Genomic DNA, 25,097 nt, shown 5'->3' with positions numbered 1-25,097 from the left:
AGTTAATGAGATAGTCGACACTGACCTCTCAATAACAGCGCTAAATAAACTTACGGATTACCCGCAGTACCTCAACCGGTTTTTCCGCGTGCAGCCAGTGACCAGTATTGGCGATCACGTGTGCTTTGGCATGGCTGAACTGCTGCTGCACTAATGGTTGATGCTCGTTGGTCAGGTAATCTGAGTTGCCCCCTTTAACAAACAGGGTGGGGATGGCGGTAGGCGAGATAGGTTGCCAGCCTAAAATGTTCCAGTAATTCTGTTCGATCGCCGGTACGTTAAACCGCCATGCCAGGTGATTGCCCTCTTTATACAGCGACTTACTCAGGAACTGACGTACGCCGTCAATCTCGATGTGCTGGGCCAGGATTTGCAGCGCCTGCTGACGGCTGGCCGGTTTCTGCGCTGTTACCGCATTAAGCCCGGCCAGGACGTTGTCATGTCGGCGGGTCTGATAGGCGACCGGAGCGATATCCAGCACCACCAGTTTAGCAACGCTTTCGGGGGCGATTTCAACCAGTTTCATCGCCACCTTCCCGCCCATGGAATGACCGATGACGATAGCCTGGCTAATGGCCAGATGATCCAGCAGGGCGCTGACATCGGTCGCCATGGACTGATAATCGAGCTGGGAAGAGTGGAAAGACAAACCGTGATTGCGTAAATCGACACTAAGCACCGTATGGTCGCTGCGCAGGTCGCGCGCCAGTAAACCAAGGTTATCAAGATTTCCAAACAGACCGTGCAGTAATACCACCACCGGTCCCTGACCTTCTAGTTTATAGTTGAGCAACTTCGACATTTTATCTTATTCGTGACTGGTTTATCGTAGAGTATCAGAAAAGATCTCGTTATAATCCCACAGAGTTTAAACATAGAGATTGTGAAAAGCGAATGAAAACAATTGAGGTTGATGAAGATCTTTACCGTTATATAGCGAGTCAAACCCAGCATATCGGAGAGAGTGCGTCAGACATTCTGCGTCGGCTGTTGGACGTCGATGGCAAAGTTTCCGGTCAGCCCGCAGTCAATCACGCGGTTACTCCTGCGGCACCAAGTGGTTTGGTCGTGGGGAAAGAGGCGGTACAAGAGGTACAGCTAGACGGAGTGAAAGAGATGCGCTCACTGCTGATCTCCGATGAATATGCCGGCCTGAAAAAAGCCATTGATCGTTTTATGTTGGTACTGTCGACTCTGCATCGCATCGACCCCGACGGTTTCACTGAAGCAACGCAGGTTAAAGGCCGTAAACGGGTTTACTTTGCCGATAATCAGGAAACACTGCTTGCCAGTGGCAATACCACTAAACCTAAAGCCATTCCGGCGTCGCCGTTCTGGGTTATCACTAACAACAATACCAGTCGCAAGCGGCAGATGGTTGACCAGTTGATGGCGAGGATGAGTTTCCCCGCTGACTTAATTGAAAAAGTCGCCAATTCAATCTAATAATTCTGATAGAAGCCTCATAATGTTCAAGATGAACTCCGTAATATGAGGCTTTTTTATTTGTCGTTATTTTAAGAAAGGATGTCAACATGGCAATGCACCCACGTGCTGGAGAGAAAGCACAGCAACAGGATCTCCACAACATTCCTGCTCTGGTCGCCAACTATTTTTTGCTGCAACCGGATCCTGCCAACCCGCAACATAAAGTTCAGTTTGGTACTTCTGGTCACCGAGGTACTGCGGACAAGTCCACATTTAACCAGAATCACATCCTGGCCATCGCACAGGCGGTGGCAGAAGTTCGTGCCAAACAGGGCACTAGCGGGCCGCTGTTTGTCGGCAAGGACACGCACGCACTGTCTGAACCGGCTTTTGCCAGTGTGGTTGAAGTACTGGTGGCGAATGGTGTTGAGGTGATTGTTCAGCAGGACAATGGTTATACACCGACACCGGGCATTTCACATGCCATTTTGACTTACAACCTTAACCACCAGGCTAAAGCAGACGGTATCGTGATCACGCCATCACACAACCCGCCTCAGGATGGCGGTATTAAGTACAACCCAGTCCATGGTGGCCCTGCAGAGGCTGAACTGACACAGGCGATTGAAGATCGAGCCAATGAGCTTATTGCGGCGGGGCTAAACGGTGTCAAGCGTATGTCACTGTCTGAAGCAAAGGCATCTGAGCTGTATATCGAGAAGGACCTGGTGCAACCGTATGTGGAAGATCTGGTGAATGTGATCGATATGGAAGCGATCCAGAAATCCGGCCTGAAAATCGGTGTGGATCCTCTCGGTGGTAGTGGTATCGATTACTGGCGTCATATCGCTGCACATTACGGGCTGGATCTTACCCTGGTGAATGAAGCCATCGATCCAAGCTTCCAGTTTATGTCGCTGGATAAAGACGGTGTCATTCGTATGGACTGTTCTTCGCCTTACGCGATGGCGGGCCTGCTGGCACTGAAAGACCAATACGACCTGGCGTTTGGCAACGACCCTGACTATGACCGCCACGGCATTGTCACACCTAAAGGGCTGATGAACCCTAACCATTACCTGGCCGTGTGCATCGACTATCTTTACCGCCATCGTCAGGCGTGGGGCAAAGAGGTCGCCGTGGGTAAAACGCTGGTATCCAGCGCTCTGATCGACCGGGTGGTCGCGGATCTAGGTCGCCAGTTATGTGAAGTACCAGTTGGCTTTAAATGGTTTGTCGATGGCCTGTATAACGGCAGTTTCGGCTTCGGCGGTGAAGAGAGCGCCGGTGCCTCTTTCCTACGTAAAGATGGTACGCCTTGGTCAACCGACAAAGACGGTATTCTGCTCTGCCTGCTGGCAGCAGAAATCACCGCCGTGACCGGTAAAAATCCGCAGCAGTACTATGAAGAGCTCGCCGCGAAACACGGCGAATCCCAGTATACCCGTATTCAGGCGGTAGCCAACGGGCCACAAAAAGACGTACTGAAAAAACTGTCGCCAGAAATGGTCGCAGCCGAAACGCTGGCGGGCGATCCGATTACCGCCCGTTTGACTCATGCGCCGGGTAACGGTGCTGCGATCGGTGGACTAAAAGTCACCACCGATAATGGCTGGTTTGCCGCGCGCCCTTCCGGAACAGAAGATATCTATAAAATTTACTGCGAAAGCTTTAAAGGTGAAGAACACCTGAAGCAGATCGAGCAGGAAGCGCAGGAAATTGTCAATCAGGTGTTTGCTGCAGCGGGTCTGTAACGGCATCGACTTAATAGCGTTAAAGGCGGCCTTGGGTCGCCTTTATTTTTTCTGCTCTGGCCAATTGTCGGGCACGATAAACCAGAACTGGCCGTCTGCGGTTTGGGCGTGAATAAAGCGCTCCGGTAGGCTCAATATAGGCTGTGATAGATCGGTTAAACCGGTTGCCCAACAGGGTTTATCCAGCGTAAACAGGGGTTGTTTAATCAAAGGCCATTGATGTTGGTAACACCAGTAGCCAGAAATCTGTGACGGATTGAGCTGATACCCGTGACAGTGGGTTGGGATGGTTTCCGGCTGAAACGGATTGATATAGAGCCTTCCCTGCATCAGCAACTTTGGTTGCAGCGGAAGCGGATCGGACCAAAGCTGCTTGAAAGTGGGTTTCTGGCTCAATGTAAGCTGATGATTCAACATATGCGCGAGTTTTTTGTCCAGCCGATCCTTGGCGTTCGGTCCGTACCAGAGGCCCTGATGTAATAGGTAAAACTTGATGGCCACTTCCCAGTGCTCGGTCTGTCGTTGTTGATGGTTTTCAACGATAAAATCGATGGCACCGATGGTCTGGCCATCGTGATTAAGTTGCAGTTCTTCCGCTTTAATCTCAAACTGCCTGGAGTGGTGCAACCACTGCTGGCAGAGGTGCTGATACACAAAACCCAGCCGGCGGTTTCCCTGGTATGCCTGCAATTTTGGCGCTGGTATCGCGTCAAACTGACGGAAATCAATCATAGGAGGCGTTATTTCAAACAGGGAAGCGGAGGACTGAATCCAGTGAAAAAAGTGCGTTAGCTGATCCATGCGTGATTCCGTGAAAAAGGTGCAGAGCGACGTTTCGACATTCTAGCGTGAAATTGTTTTAATGTATGAAATTGTTTTAATGTATGAAAATGTTATAACGGGTGAAATTGCTATAACCTGTGTCGAAAAGTTAATTAGGACATGATTATGAATCATCTTGAGTTGGAACGCATTCTCAATGCAGAGCTGTCGCCTGAGCTGATCAAAGACTATTGCCCAAATGGCCTGCAGGTGGAGGGCAAAGCGGTAATCAAACGCATCGTTACCGGTGTCACCGCTTCACAGGCGCTGATCGATAAGGCGATCGAGTTAAACGCCGACGCCCTGCTGGTGCATCACGGCTACTTCTGGAAAGGAGAGCCCGAGCCGATTCGCGGTATGAAAGGCAATCGTATTCGTAGCCTGATTGAAAATCAGATCAATCTGTATGCCTACCACTTACCCTTAGATATCCATCCGACGCTCGGCAATAACGCACAGCTGGCGCGCTTGCTGGATATCCAGGTTGAAGGTGGTCTGGAAGGTCATCCTCAGTCTGTGGCGATGTTTGGCCGCCTGAACCAGCCAATGACAGGCAGTGAACTGGCGAAAAAAGTGGAACAGATGCTCAGCCGGGCACCATTACATATTAGCCCAGAGCAGGGGGATGGTGTGATTGAAACCGTCGGTTGGTGTACCGGTGGTGGTCAGGACTATATAGATTTGGCAGCCAAGTCCGGCCTGGATGCGTTTATCTCGGGTGAAATCTCAGAGCGAACCACTTACTCGGCCCGTGAGCAGGGGCTGCACTATTTTTCTGCCGGCCACCATGCAACCGAGCGTTATGGCATCAAAGCGCTGGGAGAATGGCTGGCGAATAACCATGGCCTGGACGTCACCTTTATCGATATCGATAATCCGGTTTAGCCACAACGTTGATAACGTTGATCAAGATAAAAAAAGCGAGCCAATTGGCTCGCTTTGTTGTTCAAACATGCCGGACGGGCAGTAATAGTAATAATTATATTATTCGCGCTCGTGGAGCGGCTTAAAATCACGCACGGTCTGACCCGTGTATAGCTGGCGAGGACGACCAATACGGTTAGTCGGATCGCTGTGCATTTCGTTCCAATGGGCAATCCAGCCGATAGTACGAGACAGGGCAAAGATTACGGTGAACATTGAAACCGGAATGCCGATGGCTTTCAGGATAATGCCTGAGTAGAAATCGACGTTCGGGTACAGTTTCTTCTCAACGAAATACTCGTCAGACAGAGCAATACGTTCCAGCTCCATCGCAACGTCCAGTAGTGGATCGTCGATACTCAGTTCGCTCAGTACTTCATGGCATGCTTCACGCATTACAGTCGCACGTGGGTCGTAGTTCTTATATACACGGTGGCCAAAGCCCATTAGACGGAATGGATCGTCTTTGTCTTTGGCTCGTTCGATGTATTCAGGAATATTCTCAACGTGACCAATTTCTTCCAGCATACGCAGGCAGGCTTCGTTAGCACCGCCGTGTGCAGGCCCCCACAGAGAGGCAATACCCGCAGCGATACAGGCAAATGGGTTAGCACCCGAAGAACCTGCCAGGCGAACTGTTGACGTTGAAGCGTTTTGCTCGTGGTCAGCGTGCAGAGTGAAAATCTTATCCATCGCACGTGCTACTACCGGGTTCACTTCATACTCTTCGCAAGGGTTTGCAAACATCATATGTAGGAAGTTTTCTGCGTAGCTCAGGTCGTTACGAGGGTAGATGAACGGCTGACCGACAGAATATTTGTAACACATCGCTGCCAGAGTCGGCATTTTTGAAATCAGACGGTACGCGGCGATTTCGCGGTGCGTATCGTTGTTTACGTCCAGTGAGTCGTGGTAGAACGCAGCCAGAGCTCCGACAACACCACACATTACCGCCATCGGGTGAGCATCGCGGCGGAAACCGTGGAAGAAACTGGCGATCTGCTCATGCACCATAGTATGGCGCGTGACAGTCTTTTTGAATTTCTCGTATTGTTCACGATTAGGGGCTTCACCGTAAAGAAGGATGTAACATACTTCTAAATAGTCAGCATTGTTGGCTAACTGATCGATTGGAAAACCACGGTGTAGTAGTACGCCTTTGGCTCCGTCGATATAGGTGATTTGAGATTCACAGGATGCAGTGGCAAGAAAACCTGGGTCGAATGTGAAATATCCATTCGCACCAAGTTTACGAACATCGATTACCTCTGGGCCTACAGTGCCTTCCATAATCGGCAGTTCGATTGGCGCAAGACCTTCGATATGAAGGGTCGCTTTCTTATCTGCCATAACAATCTCCTTTGTATATTATTTAATCCGTCCAGGATGTTTGTGTGCCAATTTTTTACGTGGGATCGCTTACAAAGTCAATTCTTCTCAACTGATGTGTGCACTTGTCTTTATTTTTTTATCGATATTAAGTTAAAAATCTGTTCTGTGTAGCAAAAATTGTTACATCAATTGTATTAGAATGTTGCGGTCCGTATAGTGGCGCAGTAATTTTTGGTTAAAACCTTATAAATTCAAGGCTAGAAACAAATAAGCGGTAGTCAATTTAGTTTTGGTTGTTAACATTTATTTTACATTTAACTCGCTCTAAATCGCAGTTTGCTGTTAATTAAATGTTAACTTTTATGGGTTTATAGCCAAAATTCGTATATAACAAGAAATGCTCAAAAGAGCGGAGTGAGCAAGCCCGTGAAAGAAAGAAAGTCAAGACCTGTTAATCTAGATTTACAGACTATCAGCTTTCCAATCACCGCAATCGCCTCTATCCTGCACCGTGTTTCAGGAGTAATTACGTTTGTGGCAGTTGGAATTCTGCTGTGGTTGTTATCTATCTCACTATCATCCCCACTTGGTTTCGCAGAAGCCAGTGACATCGTCGACGGATTTTTCGTCAAGTTTATCCTCTGGGGTATCCTGACGGCGTTGGCGTATCACATTGCCGGTGGTATCCGACACCTCATGATGGACTTCGGCTATTTCGAAGAGCTTGAGTCGGGTGCAATGAGCGCCAAAGTTGCCTTCGGTGCGACGGCTGTTCTGTCTCTGTTAGCGGGGGTTCTGGTATGGTAAACAATGTTTCTACCTTTGGTCGCAATGGCGTACATGACTTCCTGTTGATTCGTGCGACCGCAATCATCATGACACTTTACACCGTTTATATGCTGAGCTTTGTCGTATTCTCCGGTGATATCACTTACCAAAGCTGGACTCAGTTCTTCGGCGGCACATTTACCAAATCCTTCACAATGCTTGCTCTGGTTTCTGTACTGATCCACGCCTGGATCGGTTTATGGCAAGTACTGACTGACTACATTAAGTGCGCCAAGCTTCGTGGTGGCCTACAGCTGGGTATTATTGCTGTTCTCTTCGGCTACTTCTTCTCTGGTCTGTTTATTCTGTGGGGTGCATAAGTGTCTATTCCAGTTCGCGAATTTGATGCCGTAGTAATCGGCGCTGGTGGTGCAGGTATGCGCGCTGCACTGCAAATCTCTGAGCAAGGCTTGACCTGTGCTCTTTTGTCAAAAGTATTTCCGACCCGCTCACATACCGTCTCTGCTCAGGGTGGTATTACTGTAGCACTCGGAAATTCACACAAAGATAATTGGCAATGGCACATGTACGATACGGTAAAAGGTTCCGATTACATCGGTGACCAGAACGCTATCGAGTATATGTGTAAGAACGGTCCTGAATCGGTAATCGAATTGGAGAAAATGGGTCTGCCATTCTCTCGTTTTGAAGATGGTTCTATCTATCAGCGTCCGTTTGGTGGCCAGTCGAAAGAATTCGGTGGCGAGCAGGCTGCTCGTACCGCCGCTGCAGCAGACCGTACCGGTCACGCCTTGCTGCACACTCTGTATCAACAGAACGTTAAGCACAAAACCACTATCTTCTCAGAATGGTATGCCCTGGATCTGGTGAAGAACCAGGACGGCGCCATCATGGGCTGTACCGCGATCTGTATGGAAACCGGTGAAATCTGCTACTTCAAGTCGAAAGCGACTATCCTGGCTACCGGTGGTGCTGGCCGTATCTACGCGTCTACCACTAACGCCCACATCAATACCGGTGACGGTGTCGGTATGGCGCTGCGTGCCGGCGTACAGATGCAGGATATGGAAATGTGGCAATTCCACCCGACCGGTATTGCCGGCGCGGGTGTACTGGTTACAGAAGGTTGTCGTGGTGAAGGTGGTTACCTGCTGAACAAAGACGGCGAGCGCTTTATGGAGCGTTATGCGCCGAATGCCAAAGACCTGGCAGGCCGTGACGTGGTCGCTCGCTCGATGATGATCGAAATCCGTGAAGGTCGCGGTTGCGATGGTCCGTGGGGCCCACACATTAAACTGAAACTGGATCACTTAGGTAAAGACGTACTTGAATCTCGTCTGCCAGGTATCTGTGAGCTGTCCCGTACTTTCGCTCACGTCGATCCGGTTAAAGAACCAATTCCAGTTATTCCAACCTGTCACTACATGATGGGCGGTGTACCGACTCAGGTTTCTGGTCAGGCTATTCACCAGCATGCCGACGGCAGCGAATCAGAAGTTCAAGGCTTGTATGCATGTGGTGAAATCGCTTCTGTATCGGTTCACGGTGCTAACCGTCTGGGCGGTAACTCACTGCTTGACCTGGTGGTATTTGGCCGTGCAACCGGCTTGCATCTTGGTGAAACTCTGGCGGCACAAGCGGAAGCTCGTCCGGCAACGGAATCAGACATCGAAGCCTCACTGGCTCGTACCATGCGTTGGGAAAACAGTGCACGCGGCGAAGATCCGGTCCAAATCCGTAAAGATCTGCAGACCTGCATGCAAAACAGCTTCTCGGTATTCCGTGAAGGCGATGCCATGGCCACTGGCCTGGAAGAGCTGAAAGTGATCCGTGAGCGTCTGAAAGATGCCCATCTGGCAGATAAATCTCAGGAGTTCAACACTCAACGTATCGAGTGTCTGGAGCTGGATAACCTGATGGAAACCGCATTCTCCACTGCTGTTGCCGCCAACTATCGTACGGAAAGCCGTGGTGCTCACGCACGTTTCGACTTCCCAGAACGTGATGACGCGAATTGGCTGTGTCACTCAATTTATACCCCGGAAACTGAGCAAATGACCAAGCGTGACGTTAATATGTCACCGGTTCACCGCGAAGCGTTCCCACCAAAAGTTCGTACATACTAAGGGAGGCTAGAAACAATGAAACTGAACTTCTCTGTGTATCGCTACAACCCTGACGTGGACGCTAAGCCGTACATGAAAGACTACACACTTGAGGTAGGCGAAGGCTCTGATATGATGGTGCTGGATGCCCTGATTCTTCTTAAAGAACAGGATGCTACGCTGTCATTCCGTCGCTCATGCCGCGAAGGTGTTTGTGGTTCAGACGGTCTGAACATGAACGGTAAAAACGGTCTGGCTTGTATCACACCACTTTCAGCACTGAACGGATCTAAAGACAAAATTGTGATCCGTCCTCTGCCTGGTCTGCCAGTGGTTCGTGACCTGATCGTCGACATGACTCAGTTCTATGACAACTACGCAAAAGTGAAACCGTTCCTGATCGATGACGGTAGTCTGCCACCTTCTCGCGAGAATCTACAATCGCCGGAAGAGCGTGCTCATCTTGACGGTCTGTACGAATGTATCATGTGCGCATGTTGTTCCACATCATGTCCGTCATTCTGGTGGAATCCGGATAAATTTATCGGTCCTGCTGGCCTGCTGGCGGCGTATCGCTGGTTAATCGACAGCCGTGATACTGCAACGGATGAACGTTTATCAAATCTTGATGATGCATTTAGCGTTTTTCGTTGCCATGGCATCATGAATTGTGTCAGTGTTTGTCCTAAGGGACTCAACCCGACGAAAGCCATCGGTCATATTAAGACTATGCTGGTGAATCGCTCGGTATAAAGTAATAAAAAAATTGCCGGTTATCATTGTGGTAACCGGCATTGATAGCTCGGCGAAGACCGCAGCAGACGTGAAAACTACTGGTTAAGGGAAAATATGCACAACGGCGTGATGAAGGCATGGCTCGAGTCTTCACACTTGGCTGGCGCCAATGCAACGTACGTAGAAGATCTCTACGAACTGTATCTAAGTGATCCCGATCTGGTAAGTGAGGAGTGGAAACGTGTTTTTGAAGAGTTGCCTGTGCGCTCTGAAGAAGTGGCTGAGCAGCCACACTCGCGTGTCCGTGACTACTTCCGACGACTCGCTCAAGAAACAAAGCATTACAATGTCCAAGTTAGTGATCCAGATGTCGATGCTAAGCAAGTAAAAGTTCTACAGCTTATCAACGCGTACCGATTCCGCGGCCATGAAGCCGCAGAACTCGATCCTCTCGGTCTATGGAAACGCCCACCTGTGGCGGAACTGGACCCAGCATTCCACAGTCTTACTGAAGACGATCTCAACGAAACATTCAACGTAGGCTCTTTTGCTATTGGTCAGGAGACCATGGCACTGCGAGATATCCATTCTGCCCTGAAAAAAATCTATACCGGCTCGATCGGTGCTGAATACATGCACATGACCGACACTGAGCAGAAGCGTTGGATTCAGCAACGTTTGGAGTCCGTGGTAGGCCAACCCAGCTTTAATGCAGACGAAAAACGCACCTTCCTTGAAGAGCTGACGGCTGCAGAAGGCCTGGAACGTTACCTGGGTGCGAAATTCCCGGGCGCGAAACGTTTCTCGCTGGAAGGTGGTGATGCGCTTATTCCAATGACCAAAGAGCTGATTCGCCACGCTGGTAATAGCGGTATGCGTGAAGTCGTTATCGGTATGGCTCACCGTGGTCGTCTCAACATGTTGGTTAACGTGTTGGGTAAGAAACCGCAGGATCTGTTTGATGAGTTCGCGGGTAAGCACGATGAAACCTGGGGTACTGGTGACGTTAAATACCACCAGGGTTTCTCGGCAGACTTCGCCACACCTGGCGGCGACGTTCACCTGGCACTGGCGTTTAACCCGTCTCACCTAGAGATCGTTAACCCTGTGGTTATCGGTTCGGTACGTGCCCGTCAGGATCGCCTCGGTGATAAAAACGGCAGCACGGTATTGCCGATCACTATTCACGGTGACTCGGCGATTGCCGGTCAGGGTGTGGTAGCTGAAACCTTCAACATGTCACAGGCGCGTGGTTTCCAAGTCGGTGGTACTGTGCGTATCGTGGTGAATAACCAGGTTGGCTTTACTACCTCCAACCCGAACGATACCCGCTCAACCATGTACTGTACCGATATCGCGAAAATGGTGCAGGCTCCGATCTTCCACGTCAACGCGGACGATCCTGAAGCCGTTGCCTTCGTAACCCGAATCGCACTCGATTACCGTAACGAATTCAAACGCGACGTGGTGATCGACCTGGTTTGTTACCGCCGCCACGGTCACAACGAAGCTGATGAGCCAAATGCGACTCAGCCGCTGATGTATCAGAAAATCAAAAAACATCCGACGCCACGCAAGCTATACGCGGATGTGCTGATCGAGCGTAATGAGTTAGGTATCGACATCGCCACCCAATTGGTGAACGAATACCGCGATGCTCTGGACCACGGTGAAGTAGTGGTGAAAGAGTGGCGTCCGATGGCGATGCACTCGGTAGACTGGTCACCATACCTGGGCCATGAATGGGACATGGAGTGGGATAACCAGTACGACCGTCAGCGTTTGTTAGAGCTGGGTAATCGTATCACCCAGTACCCGGAAAGCCACAAGCTGCAAAGCCGGGTAAACAAGCTATACAACGACCGCAAAGCGATGCTGACCGGCGAAAAAGCCATTGACTGGGGTATGGCAGAGACGCTGGCCTACGCGACTCTGGTCGACGATGGCAAACGTATTCGTATCTCAGGTCAGGATTCCGGACGCGGAACTTTCTTCCATCGTCATGCCGTTCTGCACAACCAGTCAGATGCCAGCACTTATGTACCGCTGGAGAACATCCATGACAAACAAGGTCCGTTCCAGGTATTCGACTCGGTCCTGTCCGAAGAAGCGGTACTGGCCTTCGAATACGGCTATGCAACTGCAGAGCCGGGTGGCCTGACGTTGTGGGAAGCGCAATTTGGTGATTTCGCCAACGGCGCTCAGGTTGTAATCGACCAATTTATTTCTTCTGGTGAGCAAAAATGGGCTCGTTTGTGTGGTTTGACCATGCTGTTGCCACACGGTTACGAAGGCCAGGGTCCAGAGCACTCCTCAGCCCGTCTGGAGCGTTACCTGCAGCTTTGCGCAGAGCAAAACATGCAAGTGATCGTTCCGTCGACGCCAGCTCAGGTATATCACATGCTGCGCCGTCAGGTGGTTCGTCCGATGCGTCGTCCTCTGGTGGTCATGTCGCCAAAATCTCTGTTGCGTCATCCACTGTGTATTTCTACGCTGGAAGACCTGGCAGAAGGGACTTTCCAACCAGCGATTGGCGAAATTGATAATCTGGATCCTGCCAAAGTGAAACGCGTTGTATTCTGTTCAGGTAAAGTTTACTACGACCTGCTAGAACAACGTCGTAATAACGAGCAGGACGATGTCGCGATTGTGCGTATCGAGCAGCTGTACCCGTTCCCGATGGACGATGTTAAAGCGGCGATCGCACCATATACCAATGCTGAAGACTTCGTCTGGTGCCAGGAAGAGCCACAAAACCAAGGTGCCTGGTACTGTAGTCAGCACAACTTCCGAGCCTCGATTCCAAAAGGTGCGGAACTTAATTACGCAGGCCGCCCAGCTTCTGCTTCGCCAGCAGTTGGTTATATGTCGGTACATTTGAAACAGCAGAAGGCGTTGGTTGAAGACGCTCTGACTTTGGGTTCTAAATCGTCAGATTAAGAACCAGAAGTATAAGGAAGAAAGAAAGATGACAATTGAAATTCTGGTTCCAGACCTACCTGAATCAGTTGCGGACGCAACAGTTGCGACTTGGCACAAACAACCTGGCGAAGCTGTGGCACGCGACGAAGTACTCGTTGATATCGAAACCGATAAAGTGGTTCTGGAAGTTCCGGCTCCTGACGATGGCGTACTGGAAGCGATTGTAGAAGCAGAAGGTGCGACCGTACTGTCTAAGCAGCTTATAGCAAAACTGAAGCCTGGTGCGGTAGCGGGTGAACCAACTAAAGACACCACTGAAGCGTCTGAATCTTCTCCAGACAAGCGCCACAAAGCCAGCCTGACTGAAGAGAGCAACGATGCGCTGAGCCCTGCTGTTCGCCGTCTAATGGGTGAACATGGCCTGGAAGCGAATCAGGTTAAAGGTACCGGTGTGGGTGGCCGCATTACTCGTGAAGACATCGAGGCCTTCCTGGCTAAAGCCAAGGATAAGCCGGCAGCGGAAACCAAACAGGCTGATATCGAGCTCCCAGCGGCTGCGCGCACGCAAAAACGCGTTCCTATGACTCGTCTGCGTAAACGTGTTGCCGAGCGTCTGCTGGAAGCGAAAAACAGCACCGCAATGTTGACAACCTTCAACGAAGTCAACATGAAACCTATCATGGATCTGCGTAAGAAATACAAAGATCAGTTCGAAGAGCGTCACGGCATTCGTCTGGGCTTCATGTCGTTCTACGTTAAAGCCGTTGTGGAAGCGCTGAAACGCTACCCAGAGGTGAATGCCTCTATCGATGGCGAAGATATCGTTTACCACAATTTCTTCGATGTCAGCATGGCGGTATCGACTCCGCGTGGCCTGGTGACTCCTGTCCTAAAAGACTGTGACAACCTGAGCCTGGCTGAAATTGAGAAAGGTATCAAAGAGCTGGCCATTAAAGGCCGCGACGGTAAGCTGACTGTTGAAGAGCTGACTGGCGGTAACTTCACCATCACCAACGGTGGTGTGTTTGGTTCACTGATGTCTACACCTATCATCAACCCACCACAAGCGGCCATCCTGGGTATGCACAAAATCCAGGAACGTCCTATGGCGGTTGATGGCAAAGTAGAGATCCTGCCAATGATGTACCTGGCGCTGTCTTACGATCACCGTCTGATTGATGGTCGCGAGTCAGTAGGCTTCCTGGTTACCATCAAGGAATTGCTGGAAGATCCAACTCGCCTGCTGCTGGACGTTTAATCCAAAGCTAAGCCCGGTGACCAGTTCACCGGGCTGACGTTAATTTTGGGCTGGGCTACGCTCATCGCCTCGCCTTCATTTGAGCTGTATTGGCTTATTTGAGAAGACCCTACAGACGTCGTTAGTTGTAATAGCGCGTCAAAGAATATAAAGCCCCTTAGGGAAGAACGAACGGAATATCAAAATGAATTTGCATGAATATCAAGCCAAACAGCTGTTTGCAGAATTCGGTTTGCCTGTACCGGAAGGTTACGCTTGTGATACGCCACAAGAAGCTTTTGAAGCTGCAGGTCGCATCAGCACGGAGAAAAAAGTCGTTAAGTGTCAGGTACACGCCGGTGGTCGCGGTAAAGCGGGCGGTGTTGAGCTGCACGATACTAAAGATGGCGTAAAAGAGTTTGCACAAAAGTGGCTGGGTAAAAACCTGGTAACTTACCAAACAGATGCTAACGGTCAGCCTGTCACTAAGATCCTGGTTGAAGAAGCATCAAACATCGCTAACGAACTGTACTTGGGTGCAGTAGTTGACCGCGCTAGCCGCAAGATTGTGTTCATGGCATCGACTGAAGGTGGCGTGGAAATCGAGAAAGTGGCAGAAGAAACTCCAGAGTTGATTCACAAAGCCGCTATCGACCCATTGGTCGGCCCGCAAGCATATCAAGGCCGTGAACTGGCGTTCAAACTGGGCCTGGAAGGCGACCAAATTAAACAATTCGTTAAGATCTTCATGGGTCTTGGCACTATGTTCGCCCAATACGACCTGGCTCTGCTGGAAATCAACCCGCTGGTTGTTACTGCCGAAGGCAACCTGCTGTGCCTGGACGGTAAGATCAACATCGACTCAAACGCGCTTTACCGTCAGCCTAAACTGCGTGAAATGCACGATCCTTCTCAGGAAGATGAGCGTGAAGCACACGCAGCTCAGTGGGAACTGAACTACGTCGCACTAGATGGTAACGTTGGCTGTATGGTTAACGGCGCGGGTCTGGCGATGGGCACGATGGACATCGTAAACCTGCACGGCGGCAAACCAGCTAACTTCCTGGATGTTGGTGGCGGCGCAACCAAAGAGCGCGTAGCGGAAGCATTCAAGATCATCCTGTCTGATGACAACGTGAAAGCAGTACTGGTTAACATCTTCGGCGGTATCGTTCGTTGTGACATGATCGCTGAAGGTATCATCGGTGCGGTTAAAGAGGTAGGTGTAAGCGTACCTGTTGTGGTTCGTCTGGAAGGTACTAACGCAGACCTGGGTCGCGAAGTACTTGCTAATTCGGATGTTGATATCATTGCAGCTGAGTCGCTAACCGACGCAGCTCAGAAAGTTGTTGCTGCTGCGGAGGGCAAATAATGTCGGTACTAATTAACAAAGACACCAAAGTAATCTGTCAGGGTTTCACTGGTGGTCAGGGTACTTTCCACTCAGAGCAGGCTATTGCATACGGCACTCAGATGGTTGGTGGTGTATCTCCGGGCAAAGGTGGTCAAACTCACTTGGGCCTGCCAGTATTCAACACTGTACGCGAAGCAGTAGAAGCGACTGGCGCAACCGCGACAGTTATCTATGTACCAGCACCTTTCTGTAAAGATGCCATTCTGGAAGCGATTGATGCGGGTATCGAGCTGATCGTGACTATCACCGAAGGCATCCCTACGACTGATATGATCGACGTGAAAGTGAAGCTGGAAGAGACTGGCGTACGCATGATCGGTCCAAACTGCCCAGGCGTTATCACTCCTGATGAGTGCAAGATCGGTATCATGCCAGGTCACATCCACAAGAAAGGTAAGGTCGGCATCGTTTCTCGTTCAGGCACACTGACTTATGAAGCGGTTAAGCAGACCACTGACGAAGGTTTCGGTCAGTCTACTTGTGTTGGTATCGGTGGTGACCCAATCCCAGGATCTAACTTTATCGATATCCTGAAACTGTTCCAGGAAGACCCGGAAACTGAAGCGATCGTGATGATCGGTGAGATCGGTGGTACTGCGGAAGAGGAAGCGGCAGCGTTCATCAAAGAGAACGTCACTAAACCCGTTGTTTCTTACATCGCAGGTGTGACTGCTCCTCCAGGTAAACGTATGGGCCACGCTGGCGCGATTATTTCTGGCGGTAAAGGTACTGCTGAAGATAAATTCGCAGCTCTGGAAGCAGCCGGCGTTAAGACTGTGAAAAGTCTGGCAGAAATCGGCAAAGGGCTACGCGAAGTTACCGGTTGGTAATTCGTTAGTCTCAGATTAAGCACAAAGCCTGGCAATGCCAGGCTTTTTTAATGTTTGACGCTACCGAACTCAGGGCAACAAAAAAGGGACTGGCTTTACGCACAATCCCTTTTAACTGGAATCTATGGCGGAAATTACAGCGTCATTGCTGCAATCCAGCCAAAGATAATCAGCGGAATATTAAAGTGAATAAAGGTGGGTACCACGGTTTCCCAGATATGATCGTGCTGGCCATCGGCATTCAGGCCGGATGTTGGCCCCAGTGTTGAGTCAGAAGCCGGCGAACCTGCGTCACCCAGCGCACCTGCCGTACCCACAATGGCTATGGTGGCCAAAGGTGAAAAGCCGAATGCGGCGGCCAGTGGTACGTAGATGGTGGCAATGATTGGAATCGTCGAGAAAGAGGAACCAATCCCCATGGTTACCAGCAGGCCAACAATCAGCATTAGCAGCGCTGCCAGGGCTTTATTGTCACCGATGCTGCCTGCAATTGACTCCACCAGAGTTTCGACGCCCCCGGTTTGCTTCATCACAGCGGCAAAACCGGCCGCGGCGATCATAATAAAGCCGATCATCGCCATCATGTGCACCCCACGGGTGAAGACATCATGGGTTTCTTTCCAGGCGATCACGCCACCAAAGGTAAACACCAGGAAGCCGGCCAGACCACCGACGATCATCGAACCGGTCGACAACTGGGCTGACAGAGCGACTACGATACCGACCAGTGCAACGATAACATTCTTTTTGTTGATCGCTTGCGGACTCTCTTCAACGTGAGTCATTTCTGTTTCCGGATAGGCGCGAGGTTTGCGGTAACTGAAGAATATTGCGATCAACAGACCAACCACCATGCCGGCACCCGGCAGTAACATCGCTGTTGGTACCTGGCTGGCAACGATAGACTCTAAGCCGTTGTCCTGCAGGTTTTTCAGCAGGATGCTGTTTAAGAAAATACCACCAAAACCGATCGGCAATACCATGTAAGTGGTAACCAGGCCGAAGGTGAGCACACAGGCGATCATTCTACGGTCAATGTTAAGTTTGGCAAAAACGCCCAACAGAGGTGGAATCAAGATTGGGATGAAGGCGATATGGACCGGAATAACGTTTTGTGACGACATGGTTACCAGGATCAACGCGATCAGTACCGCGTATTTCAGCCCGGTGCTGGCAGCCTGACTGTGACGACCGTGGATACGGCGAATCACACTTTGTGCCATTAGGTCAGTCAGACCCGATTTAGAAATGGCCACCGCAAAGGTACCAAGCATCGCGTAGCTCAGCGCGATAGTTGCACCGCCACCAAGTCCGCTTTCAAAAGCAGAGACTGCTTGAGAGAGATCCATACCGGCAACCAGACCACCCACGATAGCGCTGAATGTCAGGGCAACCACGACATTGACGCGCATCAGGGCCAGAGCCAGCATGATACAAACAGAAATTACAACAGGATTCATAGTTTACTCTTTTATTGTGTTTACTTGTTTTCTGCGGCGTCAGGTTCAACCAGCGGCCAGCCACCCAGGGCTTTCCACTTGTTGACGATGCCACAGAATAATTCCGCCGTTTTTTGAGTATCGTATAAAGCGGAATGGGCTTCCTTATTGTCAAATTCCATCCCGGCCGTTTTGCACGCTTTAGCCAGTACTGTCTGGCCATAGGCCAGACCGCTCAGCGTTGCGGTATCAAAGGTGGCAAAGGGATGAAACGGGACTCGTTTTAGCTGGCTGCGCTCGCTGGCAGCCATGACAAAACTGTGGTCGAAAGTCGCGTTGTGGGCGACGATGATGGCACGGCTGCATTCCGCTGCCTTCTGCTCTTTCCGCACCAGTTTATAGATCTCTTTTAACGCTTCAGATTCGCTTACCGCGCCCCGCAACGGGCTGAACGGGTCACGAATACCGTTGAATTCCAGTGCCTCACGTTCGATGTTGGCGCCTTCAAACGGTTCGACATGAAAATGGATGGTACTGGCAGGTTGCAGGTTACCCTGTTCATCCATCTTGAGGGTCACGGCGCAAATTTCTAAAAGGGCATCGGTTTTGGCGTTGAACCCGGCGGTTTCAACATCGATTACCACTGGAAAATAGCCGCGAAAGCGTTTTTTCAGCGTCAAAGCTTGGTTGTCTGTAGTCATGATTACGTCATTTTACCTGCGAGGGCTGGCATTATTGCAGATTCTTATCCTGATAAAAACCGTTGCCCGCCAAATTAATGCCTGCGGAAACCGGGCTATTGGCGGGATAATTGCATGATGGTGAATTAATAACGATAGGGGGCAATGCTTCGCCGCCGTAACTGAGCACTGAGATAGAGACATGTTATCGACTAGAAGCCAATTCGTGACAGGGCTGGCTGCCTTCATCGCCTTTAGCGGGCCTGCAATCGCAATGGAGAAGCAGTATGTGGCCACCCCCCAGCAATCCACCTGGCAGATGGTGGAGAACTCGCCGCTGGAGTGCCGTCTGGTACATCCTATCCCGGGGTACGGTGATGCCCAGTTCAGCTCGCATGCCAGTAAGAAAATTAACCTGGATTTTGAACTGAAAATGCGCCGGCCGATGGGGCAAACCCGCAATGTCGATCTGGTTTCACTCCCGCCGGCATGGCGCCCGGGCGACAACGCTGAGCGGATCAATAATCTGAAATTTTTTCAGCAGTTCGACGGCTATGTCGGTGGACAAACGGCATGGGGTATCTTGTCGGAACTGGAGAAAGGCCGCTATCCGACATTCAGCTATCAAGACTGGCAAAGCCGTGACCAACGTATAGAAGTGGCTTTGTCCTCGGTAATGTTTAAAGCCCAGTACCAGGTTTTCAGCGACTGTATTGCCAATTTACTGCCGTACAGTTTTGAAGATATTGCCTTTACCATTCTTCATTACGACCGCAGTAGTGTAGAACTGAACAAAGCATCACGCAAGCGGCTGGCTCAGATTGCCGATTATATTCGTTACAACAAGGACATCGACCTGGTGCTGGTGTCTACCTATACCGATTCGACCGACAGTAAAAGTGCCAGTCAGAATTTATCTGAACAGCGGGCGGAGGTGTTGCGTAAGTATTTCCAGTCACTGGGCTTGACCGAAGAGCGGATCCAGGTGCAGGGATATGGCAAACGGCGGCCGATTGCAGACAATGCGTCGCCGATCGGCAAAGACAAAAACCGCCGCGTGGTGATATCTCTGGGCCGGACCCAGGTTTAGGCTCGCTGCGTTACAAACACTTAAAAAGCAAAAAGGACGGCGAACCGCCCTTTTTGTTAACCTTCCAGACCAGCACTGGCCTGTTTGTTCTGGATCAGCTCAATCATATAGCCGTCCGGATCTTTAACGAAAGCGATATGGGTGGAACCACCTTTGACAGGACCTGGCTCGCGGGTCACGTTGCCGCCTGCGGCTTTAATCGCATCACAGGTAGAATAGATGTCGTCAACACCGATAGCGATATGGCCAAATGCATTGCCGAGATCGTACTCACTGGTTCCCCAGTTGTAGGTAAGTTCGATCACCGCGCCCTGAGATTCATCACCGTAGCCGAGAAATGCCAGTGTGTATTCATACTGGGTGTTTTCGTTTTTACGCAGTAACTGCATCCCCATCACATCGGTATAAAACTGTATTGAGCGGTCTAAATCACCCACGCGTAGCATGGTGTGTAAAATACGTCCTGAGGCCATAATACTCTGCTCCCTAATTAATCAGTTCTCTGGATAAACTTTGTCTTTGAATTCGCACAAATCTTCGATGATGCAACTGCCACAGCGCGGTTTACGCGCAATGCAGGTGTAACGTCCGTGCAAAATCAACCAGTGGTGGACATCCACTTTAAATTCTTTCGGTACCACTTTCAGCAGCTTTTGCTCAACCTGGTCAACGTTTTTCCCTATGGCAAATTTGGTTCGGTTGGAAACGCGGAATATATGGGTATCGACCGCGATGGTCGGCCATCCAAAAGCGGTATTGAGTACCACATTGGCGGTTTTACGCCCTACGCCGGGTAACGCTTCTAACGCTTCGCGATCTTCCGGGACCTGTCCCTGGTGTTGCTCGACCAGGATCTGGCAAGTTTTGATGACGTTTTCCGCTTTGGAGTTAAACAGACCAATGGTTTTGATGTGCTGTTTGACCCCTTCGACACCTAAATTCAGCATGGCTTGCGGCGTGTTGGCCACTGGGTAGAGCTTGGCGGTGGCTTTGTTGACGCTGACATCGGTCGCCTGAGCAGACAACAACACCGCAATAAGCAGTTCAAAAGGTGAATTCCAGGCGAGTTCTGTCTGCGGATGTGGATTGGCTTCGCGCAGACGCTGCAGTATTTCGACTCGTTTACTGTTATTCATTTTGAGTTAGATATCCTTACTGGTTGGTGACTCGGGCTCGTTCGATAACAGGTTTTGCCTGCTTCGGCTGACGAGCTTGCAGTTGTTTATCGATGACATTTTTCAGCGCGATAAGAAGGCCCACACCGATGAAAGCGCCGGGTGGCAGCAATGCCAACAGAAAATGGCTGTCAAAGTGGAACAGCTCGATTCTCAGGCTGCGTGCCCATTCGCCAAACAGCAAATCGGCGCCATCAAACAGGGTGCCGTTGCCGATAATTTCGCGCATTGCGCCCAGTACCACCAGGACACTGGTCATGCCAAATCCCATCCAGAAACCGTCGATGGCTGCCGGAATAACATCGTTTTTGGAGGCAAACGCTTCGGCCCGGCCGATGATTATACAGTTGGTCACAATCAGCGGGATAAAGATACCCAGCGACAGAAACAGCCCGTAAGCGTAGGCGTTCATCAGCAGCTGTACACAGGTCACCAGCGCAGCAATGATCATGACAAAGATCGGAATCCGCACTTCTTTAGGTACTTTGTGCTTCACCAGCGACACGGTGACGTTAGATCCCACCAATACCGCCAGCGTTGCTAACCCTAGCCCCAGCGCATTGGTTACCGTTGACGAGACCGCCAGCAATGGACAAAGACCCAGCAACTGTACCAGAGCCGGGTTGTTGTCCCACATGCCGTCTTTTATCAGTTTTTGATAATTACTCATCGGCACCTCCACAATTTGGTGTCTGCTTGATCAACTGTTCACGGTTGAGGTTAACATATTGTACGCTGCGTTTAATGGCTTTCACCACCGCTCGAGGCGTGATGGTGGCGCCGGTAAACTGGTCGAACTGTCCACCATCTTTGCGTACTTTCCAGCTGTCCGCGTTGCTCTCATTGAGCAGTTTACCGGTGAATCCGAGCATCCAGTCGGTGACGCGCAGGTCGATCTTATCGCCCAGTCCAGGAGTCTCCTGATGGGAGAGAATACGGCTGCCGGTCACTGTGCCACTGTGGTCGACCGCAACGATGAGTTTGATGGCACCGTTATAGCCGTCGGGCGCAATCGCCTCGATGGCGATCGCGCTGGGCTCACCATTCAGGCTGGCAATATAAGCCGGCATAGGCTCTAAACTGCCCAGCTCAGGGCTGCTGACTAAGGTACAGGCCTGATACAAATCGTTGTCGTGTAACTGGTGAGGAATGACCTGGTTTAGCACCGACAATAGTTGTGCCTGCTGCTGTTTGGCAATGGTGTCTGCAGTCAGGTAATAAGTCACTGCAACCATACCGGTTGAAACACAGGCAAATATTGCCAAAATCAGGCCATTGTTTTTAATTGCGTTAAACATGCTATTCCTTCGAGACCCGTGTAATTAATGCCCGTAAGTACGAGGTTTGGTGTAGTAGTCCAGCATCGGTACGCACATGTTGGCCAGCAGTACGGCGAATGCTACGCCATCAGGAAAACCACCCCAGCTGCGAATAATGAACACCAGCATGCCGATCAATGCACCATATAGCAGTCGGCCTTTCACTGTCGTGGACGCTGTTACCGGGTCGGTGGCAATAAAAAACGCACCCAACATGGTGGCACCCGACAACAGCTGGATCAGCGGTGAGGCGGTAGTGCCGGGAACAATAATTGCAAACAGTCCGCTGATTACCGTCAGGCTGAGCAAAAATGCCAGCGGGATATGCCAACTGATCACCCGCAGTTTGATCAGCAGTAACCCGCCAATCAGGTACGCTAAATTGACCCATTCCCAGCCGATGCCTGCCAGCCCGGCGAACTGGGGTTGCGACAGTGCCTCCGCGCTGGTGCGGCCACTATGCAGGGCAGTTTTGAAGGCATCCAGCGGCGTCGCCATCGTCAGGCCGTCAATACCGGTACGAACTTGCTGTAAAGAGAGCCCCTCCAGGTTATAGCCGGTAAAAATCAGTGCCAGGGTATCGGCCAGACTATTTGGGCTGGCACTCAGCTGTTCCGGCGCAATCCAGCTGGTCATTTGGACCGGGAACGAAATCAGCAGCACCACATAGGCGACCATCGCCGGATTGAACAGGTTTTGACCGATACCACCATAAAGATGCTTGGCCACTACTATGGCGAATATCAGCCCAATTAACACCAGCCACCATGGCGAGAGCGGGGGAATCGCCACTGCCAACAGCCATGCAGTTACCAACGCACTGTTGTCGCGCAGCGCCATCGCTGGTGGCCGCTTACGCAGCAGCATGATACTGGCTTCTAGTGTCAACGCGAACAGGATCGCGATCACCAGTTGGATTAGAGTACCCCAGCCGAAATAGTAGCTCTGAGCTGCCAGGCCAGGGAGGGCGCACACGGCGACCCATTTCATCAGATCAGCGGTACTGCGCCGACTATGACTGTGGGGGGAGCTGGCAATAAAAAACGACACTACTCTTTCTCCTGGTTATTTTTGCTTTGTTGCTGAGCTTTGCGTGCTTTAGCGCGGGCAATAGCGGCGGCAACCGCGGCTTTTTTATCGCTGGCTTCGCTGGCGGGCTCGGAAGTTTCCGTTTCACTGCCAGCCTGTTCCGCTTTGCGCGCTTTGGCGCGGGCAATGGCGGCAGCGACCGCGGCTTTTTTATCGCCGGCTTCGTTGGCGGGCTCGGAAGTTTCTGTTTCACTGCCAGCCTGTTCAGCTTTGCGCGCTTTGGCGCGGGCGATGGCAGCGGCGACCGATGCCTTTTTATCAGCTTTCTCCGGCTGGGCTACGTCATTCGTTTCAGAGCTTGCCTCAGCTTGTTGGGCCGCTTTTCGCTCACGAGCCTGCTGCTTACGTTGTTCTCTAAGCTTCGCCATTTCGCGGTTATCCGGTTCGGCTTGCCCAGACTCCAGAGCAGCGGCTTGCTTGGCTTTCGCTTTAGCAATGGCGGCGGCGACGGCAGGTTTGACTTCGTCACTTGATGGCTGTTTTTGCGCCTTCACTCGAGCAATGGCTGCAGCGACAGCATCACCACCACCAGACTGTTGCATTTCTTTGCGGCGCTGATCGGCGGCTTTTTTGAAGCGATTCTCCCGCTCGGCTTTTTCCCGCTCCATCCGGGCTTTTTTCTCTTCAAAACGGATTTTTGCCCGTTCCGCAGCCTCGGCATCTTCTTTGCGGGTACGGATTTCGGCTTTGGCCTGGCGGTAATACTGCACCAGCGGAATTTCGCTCGGACAGACATAAGCACAGGCACCGCATTCAATACAGTCGCGAATGTGTAATTCTTCGCACTTATCCAACTCTTGAGCCTTGGCATGCCATTGTAATTGCTGCGGCAGCAGGGAGGCCGGACAGACTTCCGCACATTGCGCACAGCGTATGCAGGCCATTTCGAACTGTTCCGCGGCGATTTCATTGCGCTGCGGAGCGAGAATACAGTTGGTCGTTTTGGTTATCGGTACGCGGCTGTGGGGTAGGGTAAATCCCATCATAGGCCCGCCCATGATCAGCCGTGGCAGCCGTTTGTCTGGCTCATAGCCGTAGCTATCGAGTAGATACTGTACCGGTGTACCTATCAGCGCCCAGACATTGCGTGGCTGGATAAAGGTGTTACCGGTCAGGGTGACGACTCTACGGATCAACGGTTCGCCGTCAATAACCGCTTTTTTAATGGCATACAGCGAGCCGACATTTTGTACCAGTAGGCCAATATCAGCCGGAATTCCCCCATTAGGCACCTCTTTATTGGTCAGCACTTTTATCAGTTGTTTTTCCCCGCCAGAAGGGTATTTCGTGGGGATGACGCGGATAACAATGTCTTTGTTTTGTGCTGCAATCTTTAGCGCTTCAATGGCCAGGGGTTTGTTATCTTCAATACCGATGATAGTCAGCTTGGGTTTTAGAATATGTTCGACAATTTCGATACCCTGAATAATTTCGTCAGCATGATGCTGCATCAGGGTGTCATCTGCGGTGATATAAGGCTCACACTCGGCTGCGTTGATGATCAGTATCTCTGTACGTGACAGGCCAGCCTGAATTTTTTTTGCCGTCGGGAAGCCAGCACCGCCTAAACCGGACACCCCGGCCAGGCGTATCAGTTCAATCAGCTCCCCAGGCTCTTTCGCTTGGTAGTCGGCCAGTGGAGACAGCTCGATCCATTGATCTTTTCCGTCTGGACGCAAAATAATGCAGGTTTCGCTCAGACCGGATGGGTGAGCGGTGGTTCTTGGTTCTATTGCTTCAATGAGGCCGGATGTGGGCGCGTGAACCGGCAGCATAAAGCTGGTGTTGTACTTGGTTAACGGCTGACCTTTTAAAACGCGTTCGCCGGTTCGGACCAGCAGGTCACCTGGCTTACCGATGTGCTGCTTCAGCGGCAGAATGATTTCGTCCGGAACCTGAACCTCGGCAATCGTCATCTGGTTGGACTGAGTCTTGTTATCCGCAGGGTGGATACCACCGGGAAAGTCCCACAGTGCGCCGTTTCGGATTTGTTCGATTAGTGACAGCATGCCA

Annotated in this window: 23 protein-coding genes; 12 read left to right on the top strand and 11 right to left on the bottom strand. The window is 51.0% G+C overall.

Features of this window, described 5'->3' with window-relative positions:
- Positions 1–40: 40 nt before the first annotated feature.
- Positions 41–802, bottom strand: a complete 762-nt coding sequence (locus ACQY6F_RS02840) for an alpha/beta fold hydrolase (protein WP_428772062.1) — start codon at positions 800–802, stop codon at positions 41–43.
- 92 nt (positions 803–894) lie between these two features.
- On the opposite strand from ACQY6F_RS02840, the gene seqA reads away from it, so the two are divergent.
- Both seqA and pgm read left to right on the top strand, forming a co-directional pair.
- Complete coding sequence (gene seqA, locus ACQY6F_RS02835) at positions 895–1,446, top strand: replication initiation negative regulator SeqA (protein ID WP_428772061.1); 552 nt, start codon at positions 895–897, stop codon at positions 1,444–1,446.
- 89 nt (positions 1,447–1,535) lie between these two features.
- Positions 1,536–3,182, top strand: coding sequence for a phosphoglucomutase (alpha-D-glucose-1,6-bisphosphate-dependent) (gene pgm, locus ACQY6F_RS02830; protein ID WP_428772060.1), 1,647 nt, complete (start codon positions 1,536–1,538; stop codon positions 3,180–3,182).
- A gap of 42 nt (positions 3,183–3,224) precedes the next feature.
- On the opposite strand, the gene ACQY6F_RS02825 is transcribed toward pgm, so the two are convergent.
- The gene (locus ACQY6F_RS02825) at positions 3,225–3,983 is read right to left on the bottom strand and encodes a DUF1853 family protein (RefSeq protein WP_428772059.1); all 759 of its coding nucleotides are present in this window, start codon (positions 3,981–3,983) and stop codon (positions 3,225–3,227) included.
- 147 nt (positions 3,984–4,130) lie between these two features.
- Between ACQY6F_RS02825 and ACQY6F_RS02820 the strand changes: the two genes are divergently transcribed.
- Complete coding sequence (locus tag ACQY6F_RS02820) at positions 4,131–4,889, top strand: Nif3-like dinuclear metal center hexameric protein (protein WP_428772058.1); 759 nt, start codon at positions 4,131–4,133, stop codon at positions 4,887–4,889.
- A 99-nt stretch (positions 4,890–4,988) separates the two neighbouring features.
- Here the strand turns inward: ACQY6F_RS02820 and ACQY6F_RS02815 are convergent, their stop codons facing one another.
- A complete protein-coding gene (locus ACQY6F_RS02815) occupies positions 4,989–6,278 on the bottom strand; it encodes a citrate synthase (protein WP_428772057.1) in 1,290 nt (429 codons plus the stop codon).
- Positions 6,279–6,674: 396 nt separating this feature from the next.
- On the opposite strand from ACQY6F_RS02815, the gene sdhC reads away from it, so the two are divergent.
- The 8 genes from sdhC to sucD all read left to right on the top strand — a co-directional run bounded on the left by sdhC (position 6,675) and on the right by sucD (position 16,292).
- Positions 6,675–7,067 (top strand): succinate dehydrogenase cytochrome b556 subunit, encoded by a 393-nt coding sequence (sdhC, locus tag ACQY6F_RS02810; RefSeq protein ID WP_428772056.1) that lies wholly within the window; start codon positions 6,675–6,677, stop codon positions 7,065–7,067.
- Positions 7,061–7,408 carry a succinate dehydrogenase, hydrophobic membrane anchor protein gene (sdhD, locus tag ACQY6F_RS02805; protein ID WP_428772055.1) on the top strand — a complete coding sequence of 116 codons (348 nt, stop codon included), beginning with the start codon at positions 7,061–7,063 and terminating at the stop codon, positions 7,406–7,408. The genes sdhC and sdhD overlap by 7 nt, the downstream gene beginning before the upstream one ends.
- Positions 7,409–9,175, top strand: a complete 1,767-nt coding sequence (gene sdhA / locus ACQY6F_RS02800; RefSeq protein ID WP_428772054.1) for a succinate dehydrogenase flavoprotein subunit — start codon at positions 7,409–7,411, stop codon at positions 9,173–9,175.
- Positions 9,176–9,190: 15 nt separating this feature from the next.
- A complete protein-coding gene (locus tag ACQY6F_RS02795) occupies positions 9,191–9,907 on the top strand; it encodes a succinate dehydrogenase iron-sulfur subunit (RefSeq protein WP_428772053.1) in 717 nt (238 codons plus the stop codon).
- Positions 9,908–10,003: 96 nt separating this feature from the next.
- Positions 10,004–12,829 carry a 2-oxoglutarate dehydrogenase E1 component gene (gene sucA / locus ACQY6F_RS02790; protein WP_428772052.1) on the top strand — a complete coding sequence of 942 codons (2,826 nt, stop codon included), beginning with the start codon at positions 10,004–10,006 and terminating at the stop codon, positions 12,827–12,829.
- Between the two features lie 28 nt (positions 12,830–12,857).
- The gene (gene odhB, locus ACQY6F_RS02785) at positions 12,858–14,069 is read left to right on the top strand and encodes a 2-oxoglutarate dehydrogenase complex dihydrolipoyllysine-residue succinyltransferase (protein ID WP_428772051.1); all 1,212 of its coding nucleotides are present in this window, start codon (positions 12,858–12,860) and stop codon (positions 14,067–14,069) included.
- A gap of 184 nt (positions 14,070–14,253) precedes the next feature.
- On the top strand, positions 14,254–15,420 hold the full coding sequence (gene sucC / locus ACQY6F_RS02780) for an ADP-forming succinate--CoA ligase subunit beta (RefSeq protein ID WP_428772050.1): 1,167 nt from the start codon (positions 14,254–14,256) through the stop codon (positions 15,418–15,420).
- Positions 15,420–16,292 carry a succinate--CoA ligase subunit alpha gene (sucD, locus tag ACQY6F_RS02775; protein ID WP_045953798.1) on the top strand — a complete coding sequence of 291 codons (873 nt, stop codon included), beginning with the start codon at positions 15,420–15,422 and terminating at the stop codon, positions 16,290–16,292. The genes sucC and sucD overlap by 1 nt, the downstream gene beginning before the upstream one ends.
- A 134-nt stretch (positions 16,293–16,426) precedes the next feature.
- Here the strand turns inward: sucD and ACQY6F_RS02770 are convergent, their stop codons facing one another.
- Complete coding sequence (locus tag ACQY6F_RS02770) at positions 16,427–17,752, bottom strand: Na+/H+ antiporter family protein (RefSeq protein WP_428772049.1); 1,326 nt, start codon at positions 17,750–17,752, stop codon at positions 16,427–16,429.
- A 20-nt stretch (positions 17,753–17,772) separates the two neighbouring features.
- The gene (rnt, locus tag ACQY6F_RS02765) at positions 17,773–18,432 is read right to left on the bottom strand and encodes a ribonuclease T (protein ID WP_428772048.1); all 660 of its coding nucleotides are present in this window, start codon (positions 18,430–18,432) and stop codon (positions 17,773–17,775) included.
- 181 nt (positions 18,433–18,613) lie between these two features.
- Here rnt and motY point away from each other — a divergent pair, with 181 nt between their 5' ends.
- Positions 18,614–19,501, top strand: coding sequence for a flagellar protein MotY (gene motY, locus ACQY6F_RS02760; protein ID WP_428772047.1), 888 nt, complete (start codon positions 18,614–18,616; stop codon positions 19,499–19,501).
- Between the two features lie 56 nt (positions 19,502–19,557).
- On the opposite strand, the gene gloA is transcribed toward motY, so the two are convergent.
- Genes gloA through rsxC form a run of 6 tightly spaced genes read right to left on the bottom strand, consistent with a single transcriptional unit; the run spans position 19,558 to position 25,093 of the window.
- On the bottom strand, positions 19,558–19,974 hold the full coding sequence (gene gloA, locus ACQY6F_RS02755) for a lactoylglutathione lyase (RefSeq protein ID WP_428772046.1): 417 nt from the start codon (positions 19,972–19,974) through the stop codon (positions 19,558–19,560).
- A 21-nt stretch (positions 19,975–19,995) separates the two neighbouring features.
- Positions 19,996–20,637 carry an endonuclease III gene (nth, locus tag ACQY6F_RS02750; RefSeq protein WP_428772045.1) on the bottom strand — a complete coding sequence of 214 codons (642 nt, stop codon included), beginning with the start codon at positions 20,635–20,637 and terminating at the stop codon, positions 19,996–19,998.
- Between the two features lie 16 nt (positions 20,638–20,653).
- Complete coding sequence (locus ACQY6F_RS02745; RefSeq protein WP_428772044.1) at positions 20,654–21,346, bottom strand: electron transport complex subunit E; 693 nt, start codon at positions 21,344–21,346, stop codon at positions 20,654–20,656.
- Entirely contained in the window at positions 21,339–21,974 is a 636-nt protein-coding gene (gene rsxG / locus ACQY6F_RS02740) for an electron transport complex subunit RsxG (protein ID WP_428772043.1), read from the bottom strand. The genes ACQY6F_RS02745 and rsxG overlap by 8 nt, the downstream gene beginning before the upstream one ends.
- A 24-nt stretch (positions 21,975–21,998) precedes the next feature.
- Complete coding sequence (rsxD, locus tag ACQY6F_RS02735; RefSeq protein WP_428772042.1) at positions 21,999–23,045, bottom strand: electron transport complex subunit RsxD; 1,047 nt, start codon at positions 23,043–23,045, stop codon at positions 21,999–22,001.
- Positions 23,045–25,093 (bottom strand): electron transport complex subunit RsxC, encoded by a 2,049-nt coding sequence (rsxC, locus tag ACQY6F_RS02730; RefSeq protein ID WP_428772041.1) that lies wholly within the window; start codon positions 25,091–25,093, stop codon positions 23,045–23,047. The genes rsxD and rsxC overlap by 1 nt, the downstream gene beginning before the upstream one ends.
- Positions 25,094–25,097: the final 4 nt, after the last annotated feature.

The organism is Vibrio sp., assembly GCF_050299255.1.
Lineage (GTDB): Bacteria > Pseudomonadota > Gammaproteobacteria > Enterobacterales > Vibrionaceae > Vibrio.
The sequence above is the reverse complement of the archived record's forward strand: the minus strand, read 5'-3'. Positions and strand labels throughout refer to the sequence as shown.

Excerpts from the sequence above, each read along its gene's own strand:
- ACQY6F_RS02840 (WP_428772062.1), bottom strand. The coding sequence starts at position 802 with ATGTCGAAGTTGCTCAACTATAAACTAGAAGGTCAGGGACCGGTGGTG.
- seqA (WP_428772061.1), top strand. The coding sequence starts at position 895 with ATGAAAACAATTGAGGTTGATGAAGATCTTTACCGTTATATAGCGAGT.
- pgm (WP_428772060.1), top strand. The coding sequence starts at position 1,536 with ATGGCAATGCACCCACGTGCTGGAGAGAAAGCACAGCAACAGGATCTC.
- ACQY6F_RS02825 (WP_428772059.1), bottom strand. The coding sequence starts at position 3,983 with ATGGATCAGCTAACGCACTTTTTTCACTGGATTCAGTCCTCCGCTTCC.
- ACQY6F_RS02820 (WP_428772058.1), top strand. The coding sequence starts at position 4,131 with ATGAATCATCTTGAGTTGGAACGCATTCTCAATGCAGAGCTGTCGCCT.
- ACQY6F_RS02815 (WP_428772057.1), bottom strand. The coding sequence starts at position 6,278 with ATGGCAGATAAGAAAGCGACCCTTCATATCGAAGGTCTTGCGCCAATC.
- sdhD (WP_428772055.1), top strand. The coding sequence starts at position 7,061 with ATGGTAAACAATGTTTCTACCTTTGGTCGCAATGGCGTACATGACTTC.
- ACQY6F_RS02795 (WP_428772053.1), top strand. The coding sequence starts at position 9,191 with ATGAAACTGAACTTCTCTGTGTATCGCTACAACCCTGACGTGGACGCT.
- sucA (WP_428772052.1), top strand. The coding sequence starts at position 10,004 with ATGCACAACGGCGTGATGAAGGCATGGCTCGAGTCTTCACACTTGGCT.
- odhB (WP_428772051.1), top strand. The coding sequence starts at position 12,858 with ATGACAATTGAAATTCTGGTTCCAGACCTACCTGAATCAGTTGCGGAC.
- sucC (WP_428772050.1), top strand. The coding sequence starts at position 14,254 with ATGAATTTGCATGAATATCAAGCCAAACAGCTGTTTGCAGAATTCGGT.
- sucD (WP_045953798.1), top strand. The coding sequence starts at position 15,420 with ATGTCGGTACTAATTAACAAAGACACCAAAGTAATCTGTCAGGGTTTC.
- ACQY6F_RS02770 (WP_428772049.1), bottom strand. The coding sequence starts at position 17,752 with ATGAATCCTGTTGTAATTTCTGTTTGTATCATGCTGGCTCTGGCCCTG.
- rnt (WP_428772048.1), bottom strand. The coding sequence starts at position 18,432 with ATGACTACAGACAACCAAGCTTTGACGCTGAAAAAACGCTTTCGCGGC.
- motY (WP_428772047.1), top strand. The coding sequence starts at position 18,614 with ATGTTATCGACTAGAAGCCAATTCGTGACAGGGCTGGCTGCCTTCATC.
- gloA (WP_428772046.1), bottom strand. The coding sequence starts at position 19,974 with ATGGCCTCAGGACGTATTTTACACACCATGCTACGCGTGGGTGATTTA.
- nth (WP_428772045.1), bottom strand. The coding sequence starts at position 20,637 with ATGAATAACAGTAAACGAGTCGAAATACTGCAGCGTCTGCGCGAAGCC.
- ACQY6F_RS02745 (WP_428772044.1), bottom strand. The coding sequence starts at position 21,346 with ATGAGTAATTATCAAAAACTGATAAAAGACGGCATGTGGGACAACAAC.
- rsxG (WP_428772043.1), bottom strand. The coding sequence starts at position 21,974 with ATGTTTAACGCAATTAAAAACAATGGCCTGATTTTGGCAATATTTGCC.
- rsxC (WP_428772041.1), bottom strand. The coding sequence starts at position 25,093 with ATGCTGTCACTAATCGAACAAATCCGAAACGGCGCACTGTGGGACTTT.